Annotated in this window: 25 protein-coding genes; 13 read left to right on the top strand and 12 right to left on the bottom strand. The window is 67.6% G+C overall.

From position 1 onward, the window contains the following. Nucleotides 1–27: 27 nt before the first annotated feature. From VG543_RS00695 to VG543_RS00675, 5 genes are all read right to left on the bottom strand, one after another. Entirely contained in the window at nt 28–615 is a 588-nt protein-coding gene (locus VG543_RS00695) for a hypothetical protein (RefSeq protein WP_021203565.1), read from the bottom strand. After that, nucleotides 615–1,223 carry a hypothetical protein gene (locus VG543_RS00690; protein WP_423177466.1) on the bottom strand — a complete coding sequence of 203 codons (609 nt, stop codon included), beginning with the start codon at nt 1,221–1,223 and terminating at the stop codon, nt 615–617. The genes VG543_RS00695 and VG543_RS00690 overlap by 1 nt, the downstream gene beginning before the upstream one ends. Before the next feature lie 78 nt (nt 1,224–1,301). Next, complete coding sequence (locus VG543_RS00685; RefSeq protein ID WP_423177464.1) at nt 1,302–1,907, bottom strand: hypothetical protein; 606 nt, start codon at nt 1,905–1,907, stop codon at nt 1,302–1,304. Between the two features lie 47 nt (nt 1,908–1,954). After that, the gene (gene ybeY, locus VG543_RS00680) at nt 1,955–2,440 is read right to left on the bottom strand and encodes an rRNA maturation RNase YbeY (protein WP_019659039.1); all 486 of its coding nucleotides are present in this window, start codon (nt 2,438–2,440) and stop codon (nt 1,955–1,957) included. Beyond that, on the bottom strand, nt 2,437–3,423 hold the full coding sequence (locus VG543_RS00675; RefSeq protein WP_423177463.1) for a PhoH family protein: 987 nt from the start codon (nt 3,421–3,423) through the stop codon (nt 2,437–2,439). The genes ybeY and VG543_RS00675 overlap by 4 nt, the downstream gene beginning before the upstream one ends. 441 nt (nt 3,424–3,864) lie before the next feature. Between VG543_RS00675 and VG543_RS00670 the strand changes: the two genes are divergently transcribed. Genes VG543_RS00670 through VG543_RS00660 form a run of 3 tightly spaced genes read left to right on the top strand, consistent with a single transcriptional unit; the run spans nt 3,865 to nt 6,874 of the window. Beyond that, nucleotides 3,865–4,821: an HlyD family secretion protein gene (locus VG543_RS00670; protein WP_021203568.1), complete on the top strand. Its 957-nt coding sequence runs from the start codon at nt 3,865–3,867 to the stop codon at nt 4,819–4,821. A gap of 20 nt (nt 4,822–4,841) precedes the next feature. Next, the gene (locus VG543_RS00665; RefSeq protein WP_111097895.1) at nt 4,842–5,765 is read left to right on the top strand and encodes an ABC transporter ATP-binding protein; all 924 of its coding nucleotides are present in this window, start codon (nt 4,842–4,844) and stop codon (nt 5,763–5,765) included. After that, a complete protein-coding gene (locus VG543_RS00660) occupies nt 5,762–6,874 on the top strand; it encodes an ABC transporter permease (RefSeq protein ID WP_423177461.1) in 1,113 nt (370 codons plus the stop codon). Before VG543_RS00665 ends, VG543_RS00660 begins: the two co-directional genes overlap by 4 nt. Nucleotides 6,875–6,947: 73 nt before the next feature. Here VG543_RS00660 and miaB read toward each other — a convergent pair whose 3' ends face one another. Both miaB and VG543_RS00650 read right to left on the bottom strand, forming a co-directional pair. Then, the gene (gene miaB, locus VG543_RS00655) at nt 6,948–8,366 is read right to left on the bottom strand and encodes a tRNA (N6-isopentenyl adenosine(37)-C2)-methylthiotransferase MiaB (protein ID WP_423177459.1); all 1,419 of its coding nucleotides are present in this window, start codon (nt 8,364–8,366) and stop codon (nt 6,948–6,950) included. A 195-nt stretch (nt 8,367–8,561) separates the two neighbouring features. Continuing rightward, a complete protein-coding gene (locus VG543_RS00650) occupies nt 8,562–9,182 on the bottom strand; it encodes a glutathione S-transferase family protein (RefSeq protein ID WP_058979542.1) in 621 nt (206 codons plus the stop codon). Between the two features lie 80 nt (nt 9,183–9,262). Here VG543_RS00650 and VG543_RS00645 point away from each other — a divergent pair, with 80 nt between their 5' ends. The 7 genes from VG543_RS00645 to VG543_RS00615 all read left to right on the top strand — a co-directional run bounded on the left by VG543_RS00645 (nt 9,263) and on the right by VG543_RS00615 (nt 15,309). Then, nucleotides 9,263–10,231 carry a helix-turn-helix transcriptional regulator gene (locus VG543_RS00645; RefSeq protein ID WP_134734913.1) on the top strand — a complete coding sequence of 323 codons (969 nt, stop codon included), beginning with the start codon at nt 9,263–9,265 and terminating at the stop codon, nt 10,229–10,231. A gap of 45 nt (nt 10,232–10,276) precedes the next feature. Further along, a complete protein-coding gene (locus VG543_RS00640) occupies nt 10,277–11,197 on the top strand; it encodes a lytic transglycosylase domain-containing protein (protein ID WP_019659031.1) in 921 nt (306 codons plus the stop codon). Nucleotides 11,198–11,381: 184 nt separating this feature from the next. Then, entirely contained in the window at nt 11,382–12,002 is a 621-nt protein-coding gene (gene petA / locus VG543_RS00635; protein ID WP_004151998.1) for a ubiquinol-cytochrome c reductase iron-sulfur subunit, read from the top strand. Beyond that, complete coding sequence (locus VG543_RS00630; RefSeq protein ID WP_019659030.1) at nt 12,002–13,261, top strand: cytochrome b; 1,260 nt, start codon at nt 12,002–12,004, stop codon at nt 13,259–13,261. The genes petA and VG543_RS00630 overlap by 1 nt, the downstream gene beginning before the upstream one ends. Beyond that, nucleotides 13,254–14,003: a cytochrome c1 gene (locus tag VG543_RS00625; protein ID WP_058979545.1), complete on the top strand. Its 750-nt coding sequence runs from the start codon at nt 13,254–13,256 to the stop codon at nt 14,001–14,003. The genes VG543_RS00630 and VG543_RS00625 overlap by 8 nt, the downstream gene beginning before the upstream one ends. Nucleotides 14,004–14,137: 134 nt before the next feature. Further along, complete coding sequence (locus VG543_RS00620) at nt 14,138–14,773, top strand: glutathione S-transferase N-terminal domain-containing protein (RefSeq protein ID WP_021203577.1); 636 nt, start codon at nt 14,138–14,140, stop codon at nt 14,771–14,773. Nucleotides 14,774–14,856: 83 nt separating this feature from the next. Further along, on the top strand, nt 14,857–15,309 hold the full coding sequence (locus VG543_RS00615; protein WP_019659028.1) for a ClpXP protease specificity-enhancing factor: 453 nt from the start codon (nt 14,857–14,859) through the stop codon (nt 15,307–15,309). Nucleotides 15,310–15,355: 46 nt separating this feature from the next. On the opposite strand, the gene VG543_RS00610 is transcribed toward VG543_RS00615, so the two are convergent. The 4 genes from VG543_RS00610 to VG543_RS00595 form a co-directional block, all read right to left on the bottom strand. Beyond that, nucleotides 15,356–15,706, bottom strand: a complete 351-nt coding sequence (locus VG543_RS00610; RefSeq protein ID WP_049423257.1) for a DUF3301 domain-containing protein — start codon at nt 15,704–15,706, stop codon at nt 15,356–15,358. Nucleotides 15,707–15,773: 67 nt separating this feature from the next. Then, complete coding sequence (locus VG543_RS00605; RefSeq protein ID WP_019659026.1) at nt 15,774–16,775, bottom strand: DUF2272 domain-containing protein; 1,002 nt, start codon at nt 16,773–16,775, stop codon at nt 15,774–15,776. A 174-nt stretch (nt 16,776–16,949) separates the two neighbouring features. Then, nucleotides 16,950–17,801 (bottom strand): carboxylating nicotinate-nucleotide diphosphorylase, encoded by an 852-nt coding sequence (gene nadC / locus VG543_RS00600; RefSeq protein WP_021203580.1) that lies wholly within the window; start codon nt 17,799–17,801, stop codon nt 16,950–16,952. Then, nucleotides 17,798–18,067 carry a Trm112 family protein gene (locus VG543_RS00595; RefSeq protein ID WP_019659024.1) on the bottom strand — a complete coding sequence of 90 codons (270 nt, stop codon included), beginning with the start codon at nt 18,065–18,067 and terminating at the stop codon, nt 17,798–17,800. Before VG543_RS00595 ends, nadC begins: the two co-directional genes overlap by 4 nt. A gap of 58 nt (nt 18,068–18,125) precedes the next feature. On the opposite strand from VG543_RS00595, the gene purE reads away from it, so the two are divergent. The 3 genes from purE (at nt 18,126) to VG543_RS00580 (ending at nt 20,241) form a co-directional block, all read left to right on the top strand. Further along, on the top strand, nt 18,126–18,629 hold the full coding sequence (gene purE / locus VG543_RS00590) for a 5-(carboxyamino)imidazole ribonucleotide mutase (RefSeq protein ID WP_005412808.1): 504 nt from the start codon (nt 18,126–18,128) through the stop codon (nt 18,627–18,629). Continuing rightward, nucleotides 18,626–19,774, top strand: coding sequence for a 5-(carboxyamino)imidazole ribonucleotide synthase (locus VG543_RS00585; RefSeq protein ID WP_058979551.1), 1,149 nt, complete (start codon nt 18,626–18,628; stop codon nt 19,772–19,774). Before purE ends, VG543_RS00585 begins: the two co-directional genes overlap by 4 nt. Nucleotides 19,775–19,899: 125 nt before the next feature. Next, nucleotides 19,900–20,241 (top strand): carboxymuconolactone decarboxylase family protein, encoded by a 342-nt coding sequence (locus VG543_RS00580; protein ID WP_019659022.1) that lies wholly within the window; start codon nt 19,900–19,902, stop codon nt 20,239–20,241. Nucleotides 20,242–20,315: 74 nt separating this feature from the next. Here the strand turns inward: VG543_RS00580 and VG543_RS00575 are convergent, their stop codons facing one another. Then, on the bottom strand, nt 20,316–20,894 hold the full coding sequence (locus VG543_RS00575; protein ID WP_026346913.1) for a superoxide dismutase: 579 nt from the start codon (nt 20,892–20,894) through the stop codon (nt 20,316–20,318). Between the last annotated feature and the right edge of the window lie 43 nt (nt 20,895–20,937).

Raw genomic sequence — 20,937 nt, 5'->3', positions numbered from 1 at the left:
CCAAGTCTAGCAGGATGTGACGGCCTGTCAGTGACTGCCGGTGGCCGGGGCTGGGGCGGCCGCAGCCGGCTCCTCCTCGGGCAGGTCCAGGCTGTAGGTGCAGCCGGCCAGGGTCTTGCCCGGGTGGGAGGCCACGGTGGAGACGCTGAGGATGATCGACTCGATCTGGGCCTCGCCGGTCTTCGGGTCGGTCACGTCGCGGCTGACCAGCTCGCGGCCGGCCATGAACTTGCCGTCCTGGTCGTAGCCGGTCTCCAATTCCAGCCGTTTGGCCAGCGGGCGTGGGTCGGCCTGGTCGAGGACGGCCATGACGCTGGCGCCGGCCACCGCCACCCGATCGGTCTGTTGGCCGAAGACGGTGATCGGGCTGGCCAGCCGGAACTCGCTCATGAACTGGTTGCCCTGCGGCAGCGGCTGCAGGCCCTGGGCCACGGCCTTCAGCGGATCGGCCAGCAGCGGCGCCAGCGCGGCCTGCTCGGCCACGCCCTGGCGGCATTCGATCAGGGCCGGCAGGTCGACGCTGGAAGCGAAGGCGGATGGGACCGCAAGGGCACACAGCAGGGGCAGGCAGCAGCGCAGTGACACGGGCGGTTTCCGCAGGCGAAGGGCACCCATCATAGCTCCGGTGAGCGCCTGAACAGCCCGCTGAGAAGGCGCAGGAAACCGGTCATCGCCCGCCGCACGACCATCAGTGAGAGGGTAAGCACGACCGCGAGCATGGTGATCTGCATCGATTGCCCCGCGATGCGCACCACCGCCGGCCACAGGCCCGGGCTGGTCAGCCAGGGCAACATTTCCGATGCGGCTGTCCTGGCCACTTTCACGTAGATCACGGCCAGCACGAACAGCACCAGCAACGAGGTGCGGCTGGCATGGAAGAACGGAAGCGCGTTGACCGGCCTGCCAAGCCGCTGCTGCAGCAGCGTTCGCCACAGCACCGGCAGGGTCAAGGCACCGGCCAGTATCAGCACCATCGACGTTTCCCACAGCCCGGGCAGGTGGACGGGTTCTGCTCTACCCGTGAGGTGTGGGCCGATCATGCCGGTCGCCAGCCCGGCCAGCAGGCACAAGGGCAAGAGCAGGGCCAGGCTGCGCAGCAGCCAGTGCCTGCCGCTGGGGTCGCGGGCGCTGATGCGGCGCACGGTGTACGCGCCCAGCACCAGCAGGCCTGCGAACAGGCCCGCACTCATTGCAATCGCCGTGAAGCTGTTTCCCGAGGTCATCCTTGGTTTCCTTGTGCCGCCATGCCAGGCGGCAAACAATTGCGCAGCGCGCGGACCGGCACCTGCAGCCCGGCTGGGTCAGGGCGATCGGCGCTGCGATGCCGCTGGGTACCAGCGCAGCCTGACCGGGTAGCCCAGCAGCGCCTGCAGGTGGTCGCGCACGGTCGTCGCCGTTGCGCGCGCGCCAGCGGTATCCCGGAGTTCCAGCTCCAGTTCACCGGTCATGACGTCCAGGCCATAGCCGGTCAGACCGGGCAGCTGCGGGATGAACCAGCCCTGCTGCGCCTGAAGACGGCGCTGCATCTCCGCTTCGGTCATTGAAGCGCCGATGATATAGCGCACGCGTTGCGGGCCGTCCGCCCCTGGATGGGTCTCATCCGCCTCGGAGGCTGGGCCAGTCAATCGCACGACGACGGTCCAACCCGTCGCATTGTCCACCCACATGCCGGCCAGGCGTGCCGCGTGGCGCGCCCTCAAGCGTTCCATCAATGCGTGCTGCTGCGCCTCGGCGACCGCCTGGCGGGCCGTCTGTTGGCTGACGTCAAAGAAGGCCTGCACCTCGGCGACTTTGGCGGCAATGTCGGCCGCGCTGTCGCTGGCCGGGAACGGCGACGGTCGTTCCCGGTCGGGGTCGATGCCCGGGGCAGTGGTTACCTGCAGAAGAGCGGCGATGAGTGCGGGCAACAGCGCGATGGGGCTGTCCTCCGTGATGAACCCGGTGTGTGTGGTCGTCAGCGCTCGCCGGCGTAGGGATCGGCGATGCCGAGCTCGGCCAGGATGTCGCGCTCCAGCTGTTCCATCGCCTCGGCTTCCTTGTCGTCCTCGTGGTCCCAGCCAAGCAGGTGCAGCACGCCGTGCACGGTCAGGTGCGCGTAATGGGCGTTGAGCGCCTTGCCCTGTTCGTCGGCTTCGCGGGCCACCACCGGTGCGCAGATCACCAGGTCGCCGAGCAGTGGAAACTTGACGCCCTTGGGCAGGCCTTCGGGCACTTCGGCCGGGAAGCTGAGCACGTTGGTGGCGTAGTCCTTGCCACGGTAATGGCGGTTCAGCGACTGGCCTTCCTTGGCATCGACCACGCGGATGGCCAGATCGGCCTCGCGGATGCGGCCCTTCAACGCAGCGGCCACCCACTTGCGAAAGCTCACGGCCGCCGGCAGGCCGGCACGCGGCAGGGCATAACTGACGGCGACGTCCAGTCGCACGGGACCACGGGTCATGGCGTCGCTCCAGGCTGGATCTGATGCAGGTCGCGGCGGTCGTAGGCGCTGACGATGCGCGCGACCAGCGGGTGGCGGACCACGTCGCGGGATTCGAAGAAGGTGAAGCTGACGCCCTCGACTTCACGCAGCACATCGATGGCGTCGCGCAGACCGGATTTCACGTGCTTGGGCAGGTCGGTCTGGGTCAGGTCACCGGTGACCACCGCGGTGGAGCCGTAGCCCAGGCGGGTCAGGAACATCTTCATCTGTTCGATGGTGGTGTTCTGTGCTTCGTCCAGGATCACGAATGCATCGTTGAGCGTGCGGCCGCGCATGTAGGCCAGCGGCGCGATCTCGATGACGTTCTTCTCCACCAGCTTGACCACCTTCTCCACGCCCATCATCTCGTACAGGGCGTCGTACAACGGTCGCAGGTAGGGATCGACCTTCTGGCTCAGGTCGCCTGGAAGGAAGCCCAGCTTCTCGCCGGCTTCCACCGCCGGGCGCACCAGGATCAGGCGCTGCACCCGCGATTCGTTCAGTGCTTCGACCGCGCTGGCCACGGCCAGGAAGGTCTTGCCGGTACCGGCCGGGCCGATGCCGAAGTTGATGTCGTGGGTGGCGATCTGGTGCAGGTAGCGGGACTGATTGGCGCCACGGCCACGTACCGTACCGCGCTTGACCTTGATCGCGACCTCCTGCGCTTCGTAGGAGCGTTCGGCGATCTGCTCGACATTGGCCTGCGCCAGGCGCAGATGGATGGCGTGGCTGTCAAAGACGGTCTCGCCGGCTTCGGCGTACAGCGCTTCAACCAGCTTCTGCGCCTCCACGATGGCTTCATTGGGCCCGCTGATGCGGAACACGAAGCCACGGTTTGCGATCTCCACGCCGAGCTTCAGCTCGATCTGGCGCAGGTGCCCGTCGAAGGGGCCGCACAGGTTGGCCAATCGCTCGTTGTCTTCCGGCGACAGGGTGAAGTCTCGATGATCGATGCTTTTCATTGCTTGGGGTGGGGCGGGTTCGCCGTCCACCGCGATGGACTTGGGATGACAAGGTTACGCGCGTACCGGGCATGCGGCCAGCAGCGGGCCGATACGCGGTTTTCCACACCCGGTGTGGACGGGGGGCGCGAAAACCTGTGGATAGGCCTTCGCAGTGCTTGTGCCACAAGGCGTATGAGGCGGTGGTGAAAAAACCGTCACAGCCGGCCGGCTCCTGTGACGGCAGCGCATCTTCCGCTGCCAGGCACCCAGTACGGCCGCCCCCGTTCGGTTCTCCACACCAGCTGTGGAATGATGCTGAATCAAGCTGTGGATAGGTGGAGAGGAGCCTTGCAGCAAAAGGCTCGCCCGTACGTGGCGAAAAAACCGTCAGGGCTGATCGGAATCATTGAGGGTGCACGGGGCAGCTGGCACCGTGTCGCCGTCGCAGGAGGGGATGGTATGGGCATCGGCAACGGGATGCGTGGACTCGGGCTGGCGGCCATCGGCCTGCTGGCAGGCTGTGGGCAGTCAACGCCAACGGCGCTGGGCACACTGGAGTGGGACCGGATCACGGTGCCGGCGCCGGCGGCCGAGGTGATCGCCACGTTGGAGGTGCGCGAGGGCCAGCGGGTCAAGGCCGGGGCCGTGCTGATGCAGCTCGACCCCGCCCGCGGCGACGCGCAGTTCGCGGTGGCGCAGGCCGACACGGCGCGCGCGCAGGCCCAGCTGGAAGAGCTGAAGCTCGGCCCGCGGCAGGAACAGATCGCACAGGCCCAGGCACAACTGGCCGCGTTGCGCGCGCAGTCTGCTGAAGCCACTGCCTACTATCGGCGCGTGCAACCATTGGCACGCCAGCGCCTGATCGCCGCCGCCGAGCTGGACCGTGCACGGGCGGCCGCCGGCAATGCCGCGGCCAGCGTGCGTGCCGCCGAGCAGGCCTGGCTGGAACGGGTGCACGGCAGTCGCGCGCAGGACATCGCCCAGGGCCAGGCGGCCGCCGACGCCGCACAGGCGCAGCAGGTGGTGCAGGGCGTCAACCTGCAGAAGCTGCAGCTGCGCGCACCGCGCGATGGCGTGATCGATGCTTTGCCGTACCGGCAGGGTGACCAGGCACCGATCGGGGCGCCACTGGCGGTGCTGCTGGTTGGCGAGCGTCCCTATGCGCGCGTCTACCTGCCGCAGCCGCTGCGCCTGCAGGTCAAGGTCGGTCAGCCGGCGCAGATACAGCTGGAGGGAGGGCGCACCGTACTGAAGGGCCATGTGCGCGCGATCCGCAGCGAGCCTTCATTCACCCCGTACTACGCACTGACCGGCGATGACGTCGAGCGCCTGAGCTACCTCGCCGAGATCGAAGTGGATGAAGCCAGCGACATGCAGACGCTTCCGGCCGGGCTGCCGGTGCAGGTGCGCTTCTGAACACCGGTGCGGACATCGCAGTGCATGCGCAGGGCCTGACCCGCCGCTTCGGCGATCTGCTGGCCGTGGACAAGGTCGACCTGACCGTGCCCCGTGGCCAGGTCTATGGTTTCCTGGGCCCGAACGGGTCGGGCAAGTCGACCACCATCCGCATGCTGTGCGGCCTGCTGGAACCCAGTGCGGGGCAGATCGAGGTGCTGGGCCTGGCGGTTCCCGAGCAGGCCGAAGCACTGCGCCGGCGCATCGGCTACATGACCCAGCGCTTCTCGCTGTACGAAGACCTATCGGTACGCGAGAACCTGGAATTCCTCGCCGCCATCCAGGGCCTGCCGCGCAACCAGGCCCGGCAACGGGTCGATGCGCTGCTGCAGCAGTACCGGTTGCAGGACCGGCAGCCGCAGCTGGCCGGTACGCTCAGCGGCGGGCAGAAGCAGCGCCTGGCCCTGGCCGGCGCCGTGGTGCATTCGCCCGAACTGCTGTTCCTGGACGAGCCGACCAGCGCGGTCGACCCGGAGTCACGCCGCGACTTCTGGGAGGCCCTGTTTGAACTTGCCGACGCCGGTACCACCGTGCTGGTCTCGACCCATTACATGGACGAAGCCGAGCGCTGCCACCGGCTGGCTATTCTTGATCGTGGCGCGCTGGTCGCCGATGGCACGCCGGCCGAACTGTGTGCGCAGCTGGACGGCCGCACGCTGCAGGTCACGTCATCGCAGCCACGCCAGGCCAGCCGCGTGCTGGCCGAGCTGCCCGGCGTGCTGAGCGTGGCGCAGATCGGCACCCATCTGCGCGTGCTGTGCAATGAGGGCGTAGCGGATGTCGCAGTGCTGCGGCGCGCGCTGGCCAGCGCCGACCCGCAAGCGCATATCGAAACCGTAGCGCCGAACCTGGAAGACGTGTTCGTCGCCGCCACCCGCGGCCGTGGCCGGGAGCCGGCGGCATGAACCTGCGCCGGCTGTGGGCGATCGTGCTCAAGGAGCTGCGGCAGCTGCGCCGCGACCGCATCACGCTGGCGATGATCGTCGGCATTCCGGTGATGCAGCTGCTGCTGTTCGGGTATGCGATCAACCTCAACCTGCGCCACCTCGATGCGGGTGTCGCCGACCAGGCCAACAGCGCCGCCTCTCGCGCGCTGGTGCAGGACATGGTCGCTACCGGCGTGATCACGCCGCGCAGCGAGGCCTACACGCCGGACCAGCTGATGCAGGCACTACGCCGCGGCGAGATCAGCGTCGGCATCGTGGTGCCGGCCGACTTCGAGCGTCGCCGCTTCGATGGACGCGAAGCGGTACAGGTGCTGGTCGATGGCAGCGACACCGTGGTGCAGAGTGCGGCGATCCAGCTGGCGCGGGTGCCACTGGATACGCGCCCGACCAGCAATACGCGGCCGCTACGCGAAGGCAGCATCGCAGGTGGTCCAATCAGCGTGACCAGCTTCTACAACCCGCAGCGGCGCTCGGCGGTGAACATCGTGCCCGGCCTTATCGGGGTGATCCTGACCATGACCCTGGTGATGTTCACGGCGGTGGCGGTGGTGCGCGAGCGCGAGCGCGGAAACATGGAACTGCTGATCGCCACGCCGGTATCGCGCAGCGAACTGATGGTCGGCAAGGTGCTGCCCTATGCAGCGATCGGCCTGCTGCAGACCACCCTGGTGCTGGCGCTGGGTACCTGGCTGTTCCAGGTGCCGATCCGCGGCAGCCTGCTGGACATCTACCTGGCCGCGGTCCTGCTGGTGCTGGCCAACCTGGCGCTGGGCCTGCTGATCTCCACGCGCGCGCGTTCGCAGTTCCAGGCGATGCAGATGACGCTGTTCCTGTTCCTGCCGTCGATCCTGCTGTCGGGTTTCATGTTCCCGTTCGCCGGCATGCCGCGGCCGGTGCAGTGGCTGGCCGAGGTGCTGCCGCTGACCCACTTCCTGCGCCTGGTGCGCGGCATCATGCTGCGCGGCGCCTCCCTATGGGAGCTGTGGCACGACGCGCTGGCGCTGCTGGCCTTCATCGTGGTGATGATGACCCTGGCGATCCTGCGTTTCCGCAAGCGCCTGGATTGAGGCCTGTCATTCGGTAGTGCCGGCCGCTGGCCGGCATCATTTCCGGTAGGTGCCGACCGTTGGTCGGCACACCTTATTCCGCCACCACGCGCCCACGCAGCGAGTTGGTAAGCGCTTCGGTGATCAGCACATCCACGAACTGGCCGATCAACCGCGCCGGCGCCGGGAAGTTCACCGAACGCATGTTCTCGGTCTTGCCGGTCAGTTCGTTCGGATTCCTGCGCGACGGCCCTTCCACCAGCACGGTCTGCACGGTACCGACCATCTTCTCCGAGATGCTGGCGGCGTGCGCATTGATGCGCTCCTGCAGCCGCGACAGGCGAGCGTGCTTCTCGGCATCGCTGATCGTGTCCTCCAGATCGGCCGCTGGCGTGCCCGGGCGGCGCGAATAGATGAAGGAGAAGCTGTGGTCGAAGCCGATGTCCTCGATCAGCTTCATGGTCTTCTCGAAGTCGGCATCGGTCTCGCCGGGGAAGCCGACGATGAAGTCCGAGCTGATCGAGATGTCCGGGCGCACCGCGCGCAGCTTGCGGATCTTCGACTTGAATTCCAGTGCGGTGTAACCACGCTTCATCGCCGACAGCACGCGGTCGCTGCCGGCCTGCACCGGCAGGTGCAGGAAGTTGGCCAGCTGCGGCACGTCGCGGAACGCATCGATCAGCGAATCGCTGAACTCCAGCGGATGCGAGGTGGTGAAGCGGATGCGGCCGACGCCGTCGATCTCGGCGATGGTACGGATCAGCAGGCCAAGGTCGGCGAATTCGCCGTCCCCATAAGGCCCTCGGTAGGCATTGACGTTCTGGCCGAGCAGGTTGATCTCGCGCACGCCCTGTGCGGCCAGCTGCGCCACTTCCACCACCACGTCCTCGAACGGGCGGCTGACTTCGGTGCCGCGGGTGTAGGGCACCACGCAGAACGAGCAGTATTTGGAACAGCCTTCCATGATCGACACGAATGCCGAGGGACCTTCGGCGCGCGGCTCGGGCAGGCGGTCGAACTTCTCGATCTCGGGGAAGCTGATGTCCACCTGCGGGCGCTTCTGCTCGCGGCGTGCGCGGATCAGTTCCGGCAGGCGGTGCAGGGTCTGCGGGCCGAACACCAGGTCAACGAACGGCGCGCGCTTGATGATCGCCTCGCCTTCCTGCGAGGCCACGCAGCCGCCCACGCCGATGATGACCTCGCGGCCCTTGTTCTTCAGGCCCTTCCACACGCCCAGCTGGCTGAACACCTTCTCCTGCGCCTTCTCGCGGATGGAGCAGGTGTTGACCAGGATGACGTCGGCGTCGTCCGGGCTGTCGGTCAGTTCCAGGCCATCGCTGGCGGCAAGTACGTCGGCCATCTTGGCCGAGTCGTACTCGTTCATCTGGCAACCGTGGGTCTTGATGTACAGCTTGCCCTTGACCTGGTCAGGCTTGCGCGGACCAGCGGGCAGGGCAACGAGCGGGGTACCGCCCGGCGTGGCGGGCGGAAAGACGTCTGGCGTCCCGGTCATGGCGCTTAATCCATTCGGGTGGCGGGAAAGCGGGCAATTCTACCCGCATCCCGCGCCAGCCGCCGCGCCCTTGTAGAGCCGAGCCCACGCTCGGCTGCTCTTCCCGCTTCCCATGGGGCAGCCTGGCATGGCCTGGCTCTACGGAAGCCAGCCGAGCGTGGGCTCGGCTCTACAAGGAAAGCCGGCCGGCGCTGCTTATGCCGCTGCCAGCTCCGCATCGATCTGCCGCGAACGGTCGAAGGCGGTCATCGCGCTCATCCGCGCAATGTAATCAGCCGTGGCCGGCGCAGGCTGCACCAGGCCGAAGGCCGTGGTCCAGGCCAGCGCATTGCCCCACAGCACATCGGCGGCACTCATCGTCCCGCCGAGCAGGTAGGGACCCTGTGCCAGCTGGGCCTCGACCACCTGCAGCACGGTGTCCGCATCGTTGTACGGTGACATCAGGCGCGGCGGTGGCTCGCGGTGCATCGCCTTGTCGATCATCGCCGGCTCGAAGCAGGCGCCGTAGAAGGCCATCCAGCGAAGGTAGGGCCCGCGCAGGGCGTCGCCGATCGGCGGTGCCAGCCCGGCTTCCGGATACAGGTCGGCCAGGTACAGATAAATGGCGACCTGCTCGGTCACCAGTGCGCCGTTGTGGACGATGGCCGGCACCTTGCCCATCGGGTTGATGGCCAGATAGGCCGGAGCCAGGTTGGCGCCGGCTTTCAGGTCCAGCACCTGCATGCGGTAGTCGGCACCCAGCGCTTCGAGCAGAGCCACGGCGCCGCTCGAGCGGGATCGGGCGGCGTGATACAGGGTGATCTGGCGTGAGGTCATGGCATTGCTCCTTGCGGTGGGTGGTGAACTGGAAGCCATCCTGGGGCACTATTGCGGACGACTTCTGTCCTCGATTCTTCATGCGCCATACCGCCCATCGACTGCTGCGCCTGATCGCCCTGCTGCAGGCCCGCCGCCAGTGGTCCGGGGCTGAGCTGGCCGAGCGCATGGGCGTGGACCGGCGCAGCATCCGCCGCGATATCGAGCGCCTGCGCGAGCTGGGCTACCCGGTCCACGCCTCGTCAGGGGTGGGCGGCGGCTACCAGCTCGGGGCGGGGGCGCCGGTATTGCCGATGCTGCTGGACGAGGAGGAGGCAACCACCCTGGCCATCGCCCTGCGTGCCGCGTCTGCGACCGTCGCCGGCATCGACGACACTGCGCGGGGCCTGTTGTCCAAGCTCGACCCGCTGGTGCCGACCCGCCGCCGCCGGCAGGCCGGGGAGGTGCATGCGGCGACGGCCACCCTGGCCGACCTTCCGTCCACCGACGCACGCCTGCTCGGACGGCTGGCCCAGCACTGTCGGCAGGCGTCGCGGCTGGCCTTCGAATACCGCAGTGCGCAGGACGCGGTCACCCAGCGCGAGGTCGAGGCCCAGCACCTGGTCAATTACGGGCGGCGCTGGTATCTGCTTGCCTGGGACCTGGGGCGGCAGGACTGGCGCACTCTCCGCGTGGACCGCATGGGTGCCGTACGTGAGTGCTCCGAGCCGGGCCTGCACCGGCGCACGCCAGCCCCTCCGGACGTGATGGTGCGGCAGGCGGTCAGCCAGGCGCCGTTCGCACTGCAGGCCATCGTCCGCCTGGCCGGCAGCCGCACCGAGCTGGAAGGGCGCATCCCACCGTGGTGTGGTGTGCTGGAGGCTGATGGTGCCGGCCATTGCCTGTTGCGCATGGGCGCCGAGAGCCGCGGCATGATGCTGGCGCAGATCCTCAGCCTGGACCGGGTGCCGGTGGCGTTGTGGACCACACCGCCGGGCCTGCGCGATGAGCTGGCACAGCGTTTGGCCGGATTGGGCCAGGTGCTGGCTGTGCCGCCGGTCACAGGCTGAGCCACGTCGCTTGGCAAGCCCCGGCGAAGCTGGGACACTCGCGGCATGAAGGGGATACTGGGGACAACGGCGATCATCATCGCTGCGCTGACCGCTGCGCCGGCCAGCGCCGGCACCCTGTACAAGTGCCAGGGCGCCGACGGGGTCACCAGCTACGTGAGCAAGCGAGTGGCCGGCGCGCGCTGCAGCAGCATCAGCTACAGCCGCGATACCCGGCCGGCACCGCGCCCTGTGGTGGTCGCGCCGAAGCCTGCGCCGACCACGGTGGCCAGCATCGAACGCAATCCGGTCGCCGTGGCGGCCAGCGCCGCTGCGCCCACTGCGGTCGCGTCGACGCCTGCTGCCCCCGCGCCTGCTGCGGCACCGACGGCCTCGCGGGCCGGGCGGATGGTCAGCGGCCAGGTCTATTCCTTCATGAAGGATGGGGTGCGCCACTACACCAGTGCGCGGCCAACCCAGGTCGCCAACCTCGGCCCGGTGCGTACCATCCGCTACAGTTTCATGGAGCGCTGTTATGCCTGTGGCGTCAACCCACGCGTGGACTTCGGTTCGGTGCGCTTGAACACCACCGCGTTCCAGACCGAGATCACCTCGGCCGCACGCGAGTTCGGCGTCGAAGAAGCCGTGGTGCGCGCCATCATCCACGCCGAGTCGGCCTACAACCCGACCGCGCTCAGCCGCGCCGGCGCGCAGGGCCTGATGCAGCTGATGCCGCCGACCGCGGCCCGCTTCGGGGTCAGCGATTCCTATGATGCCGGGCAGAACATCCGCGGTGGCGTGCAGTATCTTGCGTGGTTGCTGAAGCGCTTCAATGGCGACCTGACCCTGGCTGCGGCCGGCTACAACGCCGGCGAGGGCGCGGTCGACCGCCACGGTGGCGTGCCGCCCTACAGCGAGACGCAGTACTACGTGCGCCGGGTCGGGCAGCTGGCCGAGCGTTACCGCACCGCCCTGAGTCACCAGTAGGTGCCGACCGTTGGTCGGCACTCCCTTGAACAGGTGGGTGCCGACTGTCAGTCGGCACTCCTTGCAAAGAGCGTTGTGTGGCGCGCGACGGTTCCGCTACACTCGACCGCGATTCAATGCGGCTCTGGCCCCCACCGGATCCGCTGGCAGCCTTAAAGCTACCTAATCAATATCGGAGTGCCGGATGGCCAACGATGGGGTACACGATCCAGTCAACACCGGACGTCGGCGTTTTCTTTCTGCCACCACAGCCGTGGTGGGCGCCGTCGGCGTCGGATTCACCGCCGTTCCTTTCATCAAGTCCTGGAACCCCAGTGCCCGCGCCAAGCTTGCCGGCGCACCGGTGGTGGCCGATATCAGCGCCCTGCAGGAAGGCCAACGCCTGATCGTGGAATGGCGTGGCCAGCCGATCTGGATCGTCAAGCGGTCCAAGGCCATCCTCGATGCGCTGCATGGGCTGGACGGCCGTCTCAAGGACCCCGAGTCCGGCGAGAAGGACCAGCAGCCGGACTACGTGCTGAAGCAGAACCCCGAACTGCGCTCGATCAAGCCGGACATCTCCGTACTGGTCGGCCTGTGCACGCACCTGGGCTGCTCGCCGGAAATGGTCGCCGAAATCCGGCCTGAGCCCTACGACCCGCAGTGGAAGGGCGGCTACTTCTGCCCCTGCCACAAGTCGCGCTTCGACATGTCCGGACGCGTCTTCAAGGACGTGCCGGCGCCGATCAACCTGAAGGTGCCCGCGCACCATTACCAGGACGACAACACCATCATCATCGGTGTCGATCCGCAGGGGGCTGCCTGATGGCCAATATCCTCAGCCGTACCGCCAGCGGCGTGGCCGACTGGGTCAATGCCCGCGCGCCGGGCCTGATGCCGGTCTATCGCAAGCATGTGAGCGAGTACTACGCGCCGAAGAACTTCAACATCTGGTACTACTTCGGTTCGCTGGCGCTGCTGGTGCTGGTCAACCAGATCGTCACCGGCATCTTCCTGACGATGCACTACAAGACCAGCGCCGCCGAGGCGTTCGGCTCCATCGAGTACATCATGCGGGACGTGGAGTGGGGCTGGCTGATCCGCTACATGCACTCCACGGGTGCCTCGCTGTTCTTCATCGTGGTCTACCTGCACATGTTCCGTGGCCTGCTGTACGGCAGTTACCAGAAGCCACGCGAGCTGGTGTGGATCCTCGGCATGCTGATCTACCTGGTGTTGATGGCCGAAGCCTTCATGGGCTACGTGCTGCCATGGGGCCAGATGTCGTTCTGGGGCGCCAAGGTGATCATCTCGCTGTTCGGTGCCATACCGGTGATCGGCAACGGCCTGACCGAGTGGATCATGGGCGATTACCTGCCCAGTGACGCCACGCTCAACCGCTTCTTCGCGCTGCATGTCATCGCCTTGCCGCTGGTGCTGTTGCTGCTGGTGGTACTGCACCTGGGCGCGCTGCACGAAGTGGGTTCGAACAACCCCGATGGCGTGGAGATCAAGAAGGGGCCGAAGGGCAACCGCTGGTCGCCGAACGCTCCGGCCGACGGTATTCCGTTCCACCCGTACTACACGCTCAAGGATGGTGTAGGCGCCGGCTTCCTGCTGATCATCGCCGCCTTCATCATCTTCTTCGCGCCTGGTTTCGGCGGCCTGTTCCTGGAGCACGACAACTTCACCGAGGCCAACCGCCTGGTCACCCCGGAGCACATCAAGCCGGTCTGGTACTACACGCCGTACTACGCGATGTTGCGCGTGGTGCCGAACAAGCTCGGTGGCGTGCTGGTGATGTTCTCGGCCATCGCGATCCTGTTCCTGGTGCCGTGGCTGGACAAGGCGAAGGTGAAATCGGTGCGCTACCGCGGCTGGATCTCGAGGGTGATGCTGGGCGTGCTGGCGGTGTGCTTCGTGTGGCTGGGCGTGATCGGCTCCGGCCCGGGCACCGACGTGCATGAAACCTACATCGGGCGGGTGCTGACCTTCCTGTACTTCGCCTTCTTCATCACCATGCCGCTATGGACAAGGCTGGACAAGACCAAGCCGGTACCGGAGAGGGTGACCACGCATGACTGAGCGCTGGATGGTCCGGCTGGCCCTGGCGGCCACCCTGATGCTGGGCAGTTTCCTGGCCTCCGCCGCCGAGGGCGGCACCAAGCTGCTGCAGGCAGGCAACGATCTGGGTGACCGCGCCTCGCTGCAGCGCGGCGCACAGTTGTACATGAACTACTGCTCCGGCTGCCATGCGCTGAAGTACCTGCGCTATTCGCGGATGGCGCAGGACCTGGGCCTGACCGAGGAAGAGGTGATGAACAACCTCAACTTCACCGGCTCGGCGATCGGCGACCCGATCCCGGTGGCGATGCCCAAGGAGAACGCGGAGAAGTGGTTCGGCAAGATGCCGCCGGATCTCAGCCTGATCGCGCGCGTGCGCGGCAGCGACTGGGTCTACACCTACCTCAAGTCGTTCTACCTGGACAGCAGCCGGCCGCTGGGCTGGAACAACGCGCTGTTCGCCAACGCCTCCATGCCGAACCCGCTGTGGGAGATGCAGGGCCTGCAGCACGCCGTGCATGGCAAGGCCGAAGGCCCCGGCATGGACCCGCCGGTGACCGGCCTGAAGATTGAAACGCCGGGATCGGTCGATGCCGGGCAGTACGACCAGGCGGTGCGCGACATCACCAACTTCCTCGAATACGCCGGCGAGCCGGCCGCGCTCAAGCGCCAGCAGCTGGGCGTGTGGGTGATCCTGTTCCTGGCCCTGCTGACCTTCCTGCTGTACCTGCTGAAGAAGGAATACTGGAAGGACGTCCACTGATTCGGCCGCCGGCCATCGCACGGGCCTATTGGCTTTTGTGATGGTCGGTTGCACACTCGGGGAGGAGTCGACCGTCGGCACGGTGCCGGCGGCGCCGATGCGGCAGGCGGTCTCCTGTCGTGGGAGAGCCTTTGATGGCGGCGAGCGTACGCATGCGCAATACACTGACGCTGTTTTCCTCGAACGACGATGTGCTGTGCCACCGGGTGCGCCTGGTCCTGGCGGCCAAGGGCGTCACCTTCGACTTCGTTCCGGTCGATCCGCAGAACCCGCCCGAAGACCTGATCGATCTCAATCCGTACCACTCGGTGCCGACCCTGGTGGAGCGCGAGCTGGTGCTCTACGCCGCGTCGGTGGTGAGCGAGTACCTGGACGAGCGCTACCCGCATCCGCCGCTGATGCCGGTCGATCCGCTGTCGCGTGCGCGCATCCGCCTGGCGATGCTGCGCATCGAGCACGACTGGGTGCCGCAGGTGCAGGCCATCCAGCTGGGCAACAAGACCCAGGCCGAGGCCGGGCGCAAGCGCCTGAAGGAACTGCTGACCGCCTCGCTGCCGCTGTTCAAGGCCAGCAAGTTCTTCCTCAACCCGGAAATGAGCCTGGCCGACTGCGCCATGGCCCCGATCATCTGGCGGCTGCAATCGCTGGATGTGCCACTTCCGAAGGATGGCAAGGCGATTGAGGACTACGGTAACCGCATCTTCCGCCACCCCGGTTTCGTCCGCAGCCTGACCGAGCAGGAAAAGAAGCTGCGCGACCTGCCGGCCTGATCCGGCCCGCGTTACCCGTCTGCACGCCGACCGGCGTGCAGGCGATCCGCCCCGGCGGGGCGCCGGGCGCGTACACTTCACGCATGACCGAAGACTTCTTCCACATGACCAGCCACCGCCCGTACCTGCTGCGGGCGCTGGTGGAATGGATCAACGACAACCAGCTGACCCCGCACATCCTGGTCGACGCCGGCGTTCCCGGCGTGCAGGTGCCGCCTTCGGCGGTCAAGGATGGCCGGGTCGTGCTCAACATCGCCGAACGTGCCGTCGTACGGCTGATGATCGACAACGAGATGGTGAGCTTCTCGGCGCGCTTCTCCGGTACCAGCTACCCGGTGCAGGTACCGATCAGCGCCGTGCTGGCGGTCTATGCCCGCGAGACCGGGCAGGGCATGGCGCTGCCGGATGATATCCCGGGCAGCGAAACCGCGCCGACCAGCGACGAACTGCTGCACGAGGAAGGCACGCCGCCGGACGATACGCCGCCAGCCAGCCCGCCGCCGAAGGGGCGGCCGAACCTGCGCGTGGTCAAGTAACCAAGTAACGGTGGGTGCCGACCGTTGGTCGGCACGCGTTCAGCCCTTACACATCCTCGGCATCCTCCGCATCCGGCCGGATCTGGCTGATCCGCGCCGCGCCGGGGCCGGTGAACGAGATCAACTGGTCGCCACGCAGCACCATGCGACCCACGTGGCGATCGATGCCATCGTAGGAATACTCGAACTTGAAGGTGCGCTCGAACCCAAGCCGGCCATCCTCGCCGCGCGACAGGCGCAGGCCGGTGGCGTGCACCGCCTGATCCAGCCATTGCACATCAGCTGCGCGGCAGGCATTGCGGCCCAATTCAACGGCGCGCTCTGCGGCCGAGCGTGCCGCGTTCCAGAAGAAGTAGATGATTCCGCCGGCAATCAGCAACAACAGCAGGGTAGGCATGGCGTCAGCCGTCAGAGGTCGATCCCGCAAAGATGGCGGCGAACGCGCGCTGGATCAAGCGCCGCACTCACCGCCGCGGCTGCGGTTCGCTGGACACCGGCTGCGCGGGCACGATGATCGGTTGCGGTGCCGGAGTGTGCTGCATCGGCGTCGCAGTGGGCGAGGGCATCACCAGCGGTGAGGTTGCAGTCAGCTGCAGCAGGGCTGCCCAGTCCTGGCGGTTGAAGCTGCATTCGTCCTCGCGCCCTGGCGTGCAGCTCGGGTCGATGCCGGTGCTGTTGCGTTCGCGCGCCGGTGGCAGCTTGATCAGCCCGGTGCGGTCCAGCGGCAGCAGCCGCATCGCTACGGTGTTCATCACGTTGCCACCGACCAGGTACAGGGTCTGGTCGCCCCCCAGGTTGGCGGCCACCACCACTTCGCAATGCGACTTCCAGTGGCCCACCGAGCCGTTGCCCAGCGCCTGCACCAGCCCGCTGTAGCTGAGCGTGGTGCTGCGGTCGCGCAGGAAGCACAGCAGGTCGCCCGGCGCGGGTTTGGCCGTGGCCGGGTCGACCAGCCGGTACGGCACGCCCGAGGGGCCGCCCTGGTATGCGGCACGGATGTAGTCGATGTGGCGAGGCGAGGTATTGAAGCCGGGAACGCCGGACTGCACCATTACCCAGGAGATGAACGCGGCCGACCACGGGTTGTCGATCAGGAACGCGCGGCAGTCACTGTCGGTGTAGCGCGTGCCCAGCGGTGCCAGGCAGCTGCTGGCGCCGGCGATGCTGCCCATCGCGTTGAGCGTGCCGCTGTTTCGCCAGTAGCCAGCCACGCGCTGCCAGGCGATCAGTCCGTTGTCGGCCAGGTGATCGCTTTCGGCCTCGGTGACGCTGAGGCTGGCGGCACGGCCTTCACGATCGATGAAGGGCCGGTACCAGAGCCGGTGCTCATTGCAGGCGGTGTTGCGGATGGCCACCGCCAACGGACTCAGGCCGAAGCGGGGCGGTACGTCGCAGGCTTCGGCGGCCGCTGCGGACAACGGCGCTGCGGCCAGCAGCAGGCAGGCAGGCAAGAGCATCCGGCGCATGCGCGGCTCCTGTGGGGGATGCCGGCAGCGTCGCAGAGGCGGCCGTAGCCGAGCCGTGAAGGCGTTCCGGTCGTGCAGAGCCGAGCCCACGCCCGGCTCATCGCGCAAAGCGGGTGCAGGGCGCGCCGCAGATCGAGAAGCAGCCGAGGTAGGCTCGACAACGTCCCGCAGGCCTCAAGCCGGCGGCGGGCCCAGCTTCAGCGACAGATCGATGGCCTGCACATGCTTGGTCAGCCCGCCGATGGAGATGCAGTCCACGCCGTCTTCGGCGATCGAACGCAGGCCGCCCAGGCCGACGCTGCCGGAGACTTCCAGTGGAATGCGGCCGGCCGTGATGCGTACGGCTTCGCGACGCAGGTCGGGGCTGAAGTCGTCCAGCAGGATGCGTTCGCACCCGGCTTCCAACGCCTGGCGCAGCTGCGCCAGGTCTTCGACCTCCACCACCAGCGGCAGCGCAGGCCACTGCCGGCGTGCGGCGGCCACGGCTGCGGCCAGCGAACCGGCGGCACGGATATGGTTCTCCTTCAGCATCACCGTGTCGTACAGGCCGAAGCGGTGGTTCTCGCCACCGCCGCAGCGCACCGCGTACTTCTGCGCCAGGCGCAGGCCGGGCAGGGTCTTGCGGGTGTCGAGGATGCGCGTGCCGGTACCGGCCACTGCCGCTACGTAGCGGGCGGTGGTGGTGGCGGTGCCGGACAGCGTCTGCAGGAAATTCAGAGAGGTGCGCTCGGCACTGACCAGACTGCGGCTGCGCCCGTGCAGCAGGGCCAGCACGGTGCCGGCAGTGACCGGGTCACCTTCGGAGACACGCCATTCGATGCGCACCTCCGGGTCGAGTGCGCGGTGGGTGGCGTCGAACCAGGGGCGACCGGCGATCACTCCGTCCTGCTTGCACAGCAGGTAAGCGCTGTCGGCCTGGTCGGGCAGCAGCGCAGCGGTGACGTCGCCGCTGCCCAGGTCCTCGGCCAGCGCACGCGCGACATCGGCGGCGACAACGGCCGCGTCCGGCGTCGGCAGCGCGCTCATGCGGCCGGGAAGTCGGCGATCTGGGCGGTGGGAATGGCTTCCTCGGCCAGCAGCACCGGAATGCCATCGTCCACGCGGAAGACCTGCTTGCGGTCGCGGGTGACCAGTGCCTCGCGCAGCGGCTGCGCCAGCGGGTTGCCATCGGCCTTGGTCACCGCGCCGGCGGAAATGGCCTTGTTGAGGGCTTCCAGGCCCTTGCCATCCAGCAGGGACAGGGGCTGGCGGGTGTCCGGCGACACCAGCAGGTCGAGCAGCTTGCGATCCATGGTTCTTCGTCTTGCGTGGAAGATGGCTAGAATACGTCTTTAAGGCAGGTGACGGCCAATGACCCCCAACCCGATCGCGCCGCTTGTCGGCATCGTCATGGGTTCCCGTTCCGACTGGGAAACCATGCAGCACGCCGCCCAGAAGCTTGAAGCCCTGGGTGTTCCGTTCGAAGTGAAGGTGGTGTCCGCGCATCGGACGCCGGATGTGTTGTTCAGTTACGCCGAGCAGGCGGGCCCGCGTGGCCTGCGGGCCATCATCGCCGGTGCAGGCGGGGCCGCGCACCTGCCGGGCATGATCGCGGCCAAGACCGCCGTGCCGGTGCTGGGTGTGCCGGTGCAGTCCAAGGCCCTCAACGGCATGGATTCGCTGCTGTCGATCGTGCAGATGCCGGCCGGTATCCCGGTCGCCACCTTTGCCATCGGCAACGCCGGCGCCTCCAACGCCGCGCTGTTCGCCGCTGCGATGCTGGCCAGCGACCAGCCGGCGATCGGCCAGGCGCTCGATGCCTTCCGTGCACGCCAGACCGAAGACGTGATGGCCCACGACGATCCGCGCCAATGAGCCTGACCGTCGGCATCCTGGGCGGCGGCCAGCTCGCCCGCATGATGGTCCTGGCCGGTGCGCCGCTGGGGCTGCGCTTCGAACTGTATGACCCGGCCGCTGATGCCTGCAGCGGCCCGCTGGCGCCGCTCACCGTGGGCGCCTTCGATGACCGCCAGGCCCTGGCGGACTTCGCTGCCAAGGTCGATGTGGTCACCTTCGATTTCGAGAATGTGCCGGCCGACAGTGCGCAGTGGCTGGCCGACCGCGTGCCGGTCTACCCGCCGCCGTCGGCGCTGGCTGTCGCACAGGACCGGCTCAGCGAGAAGACCCTGTTCCAGCAGCTGGGCATTCCGCTGCCGGCCTTCGCCGATATCCGCAGCCGCGACGAACTGGCCGCCAAGGCCGCCGAATTCGGCCTGCCGTGCATCCTCAAGACCCGTCGCCTCGGCTATGACGGCAAGGGCCAGTTCCGCCTGCGCAACGAGGCCGACATCGATGCCGCGTGGGATGCGCTGGGTGCACAGGTCGAGCGTACCGGCCTGATCCTGGAAGGCTTCGTGGCCTTCCAGCGCGAAGTCAGCGTGGTTGCCGTGCGTGGCCGCGATGGCAGCTTCGAGGCCTGGCCGGTCACCGGCAACTGGCATGTCGACGGCGTGCTGTCGGCCAGCGTGGCCCCGGCCGTGCTGTCCGACACCGAGCAGCAGGCCGCGATCGGCTATGCCCGCCGCGTTGCCGAGCACCTGCAGTACGTCGGCGTGTTCGCGCTGGAGCTGTTCTGCCGCGATGGCGAACTGCTGGCCAACGAGATGGCGCCGCGCGTGCACAACTCCGGCCACTGGACCATCGAAGGCAGCGAAACCTCGCAGTTCGAGAATCACCTGCGCGCCGTGCTGGGCCTGCCGCTGGGCAGCACCCGCATGCTGGGTCACGCCTGCATGCTGAACTGGCTGGGCGTGATGCCCGACCCGGCACCGGTACTGGCCCAGGCCAGCGGCCACTGGCACGACTACGGGAAGGAGCCGCGCGAGGGCCGCAAGGTCGGCCACGCCACGTTGCGCGACGATGATGCCGCTGCATTGGCCGATGCGCTGGATCAGGTTGGCCTGGAACTGGACCGCCAGGCCCAGGTGGCGCCGGCGGTACACGCGCTGCGCAATCGCTGAGCCCGGGCGTGCCGGCCAATGGCCGGCACAACCTTGTATGCCTGCAACGGTGTGGCGCGCCGGTGCAGGCATCGGCGCACCATTGCCGGTGGTAGCGTGGAGCTCCTTTCACAGGAGTCACGACCATGCTCGACTGGAATGCCTACCGCAAGGAACTGAAGGGCCGTATCGGCGAGATCGGCAAGCTCTCGCCGGACACGGTCAAGGGCTACGCGACCCTGGCCAATGCCGGCGCCCAGACCAACCATCTGGATGCCAAGACCCGCGAACTGATCGCGCTGGCAGTGGCGGTGACCACCCGCTGCGATGGCTGCATCACCGTACATGTGGATGCAGCGCTGAAGCATGGCGCCAGCCGCGAGGAAATCGCCGAAGCACTGGGCGTGGCGGTGTCGCTCAATGCAGGCGCCGCGCTGGTGTATTCGGCACGGGTGATGGACGCGGTGGCCGCGCACGAGAACGCGTGAAGCGTGATCTGTAGAGCCGAGCCCATGCTCGGCTGGCCGGACAGCAGCCGAGCATGGGCTCGGCTCTACAGGGGTCAGCGCAGCTGGCTTTCGGCGAATTCCCAGTTGACCAGCTGCCAGAAGGCATCCAGGTAACGCGCCCGGTCATTCTGGTACTCGGTGTAGTAGGCGTGCTCCCAGACATCGCAGCACAGCAGCGGGGTGCTCTCACCGGTCAGGGGTGTGCCGGCGTTGCGGGTGGCCTGGATGCCCAGCTGCCCGCCCGGATGCTGCACCAGCCACACCCAGCCCGAGCCGAACAGGCCCAGCGCGGCGCGGTTGAACTCCTCGCGCAGGCGCTGCGCGTCACCGAACTGGCGCTTGACCAGCTCGCCCAATCGGCCCTGCGGCTCGCCGCCGCCGCGCGGCCGCAGGCACTGCCAATAGAAGCCGTGGTTCCAGGCCTGAGCGGCCGCATCGAACAGCCTGCCCTGGGCGTGGCGGACGATCTCATCCAGCGACGCTTCCTCCCACTCGGTGCCGAGGATGCCGGCGTTGACGGCATCTACATAGGCGCGATGGTGGCGGCCGTGGTGCAGTTCCACGGTCTGTGCGGACAGGTGCGGCTGCAGGGAGCCGGGAAGGTAGGGCAGGGCAGGCAATTCAACAGGCATGGACAGGTTCGTGGCCAGAGGGGCGGCGGCAGCCGGTTCCATC

The organism is Stenotrophomonas sp. CASM101 (genome assembly GCF_049384845.1).
GTDB lineage: Bacteria > Pseudomonadota > Gammaproteobacteria > Xanthomonadales > Xanthomonadaceae > Stenotrophomonas > Stenotrophomonas hibiscicola.
Note: the sequence above shows the minus strand (reverse complement) of the source record. Positions and strands in the feature narration are given on the sequence as shown.

Excerpts from the sequence above, each read along its gene's own strand:
- VG543_RS00675 (WP_423177463.1), bottom strand. The coding sequence starts at position 3,423 with ATGAAAAGCATCGATCATCGAGACTTCACCCTGTCGCCGGAAGACAAC.
- VG543_RS00670 (WP_021203568.1), top strand. The coding sequence starts at position 3,865 with ATGGGCATCGGCAACGGGATGCGTGGACTCGGGCTGGCGGCCATCGGC.
- nadC (WP_021203580.1), bottom strand. The coding sequence starts at position 17,801 with ATGAGCGCGCTGCCGACGCCGGACGCGGCCGTTGTCGCCGCCGATGTC.
- VG543_RS00695 (WP_021203565.1), bottom strand. The coding sequence starts at position 615 with ATGGGTGCCCTTCGCCTGCGGAAACCGCCCGTGTCACTGCGCTGCTGC.
- VG543_RS00650 (WP_058979542.1), bottom strand. The coding sequence starts at position 9,182 with ATGACCTCACGCCAGATCACCCTGTATCACGCCGCCCGATCCCGCTCG.
- ybeY (WP_019659039.1), bottom strand. The coding sequence starts at position 2,440 with ATGACCCGTGGTCCCGTGCGACTGGACGTCGCCGTCAGTTATGCCCTG.
- VG543_RS00630 (WP_019659030.1), top strand. The coding sequence starts at position 12,002 with ATGGCCAATATCCTCAGCCGTACCGCCAGCGGCGTGGCCGACTGGGTC.
- VG543_RS00595 (WP_019659024.1), bottom strand. The coding sequence starts at position 18,067 with ATGGATCGCAAGCTGCTCGACCTGCTGGTGTCGCCGGACACCCGCCAG.
- VG543_RS00610 (WP_049423257.1), bottom strand. The coding sequence starts at position 15,706 with ATGCCTACCCTGCTGTTGTTGCTGATTGCCGGCGGAATCATCTACTTC.
- VG543_RS00605 (WP_019659026.1), bottom strand. The coding sequence starts at position 16,775 with ATGCGCCGGATGCTCTTGCCTGCCTGCCTGCTGCTGGCCGCAGCGCCG.
- VG543_RS00585 (WP_058979551.1), top strand. The coding sequence starts at position 18,626 with ATGAGCCTGACCGTCGGCATCCTGGGCGGCGGCCAGCTCGCCCGCATG.
- VG543_RS00575 (WP_026346913.1), bottom strand. The coding sequence starts at position 20,894 with ATGCCTGTTGAATTGCCTGCCCTGCCCTACCTTCCCGGCTCCCTGCAG.
- purE (WP_005412808.1), top strand. The coding sequence starts at position 18,126 with ATGACCCCCAACCCGATCGCGCCGCTTGTCGGCATCGTCATGGGTTCC.
- VG543_RS00645 (WP_134734913.1), top strand. The coding sequence starts at position 9,263 with ATGCGCCATACCGCCCATCGACTGCTGCGCCTGATCGCCCTGCTGCAG.
- petA (WP_004151998.1), top strand. The coding sequence starts at position 11,382 with ATGGCCAACGATGGGGTACACGATCCAGTCAACACCGGACGTCGGCGT.
- VG543_RS00615 (WP_019659028.1), top strand. The coding sequence starts at position 14,857 with ATGACCGAAGACTTCTTCCACATGACCAGCCACCGCCCGTACCTGCTG.
- VG543_RS00620 (WP_021203577.1), top strand. The coding sequence starts at position 14,138 with ATGGCGGCGAGCGTACGCATGCGCAATACACTGACGCTGTTTTCCTCG.
- VG543_RS00640 (WP_019659031.1), top strand. The coding sequence starts at position 10,277 with ATGAAGGGGATACTGGGGACAACGGCGATCATCATCGCTGCGCTGACC.
- VG543_RS00690 (WP_423177466.1), bottom strand. The coding sequence starts at position 1,223 with ATGACCTCGGGAAACAGCTTCACGGCGATTGCAATGAGTGCGGGCCTG.
- VG543_RS00625 (WP_058979545.1), top strand. The coding sequence starts at position 13,254 with ATGACTGAGCGCTGGATGGTCCGGCTGGCCCTGGCGGCCACCCTGATG.
- VG543_RS00580 (WP_019659022.1), top strand. The coding sequence starts at position 19,900 with ATGCTCGACTGGAATGCCTACCGCAAGGAACTGAAGGGCCGTATCGGC.
- miaB (WP_423177459.1), bottom strand. The coding sequence starts at position 8,366 with ATGACCGGGACGCCAGACGTCTTTCCGCCCGCCACGCCGGGCGGTACC.
- VG543_RS00660 (WP_423177461.1), top strand. The coding sequence starts at position 5,762 with ATGAACCTGCGCCGGCTGTGGGCGATCGTGCTCAAGGAGCTGCGGCAG.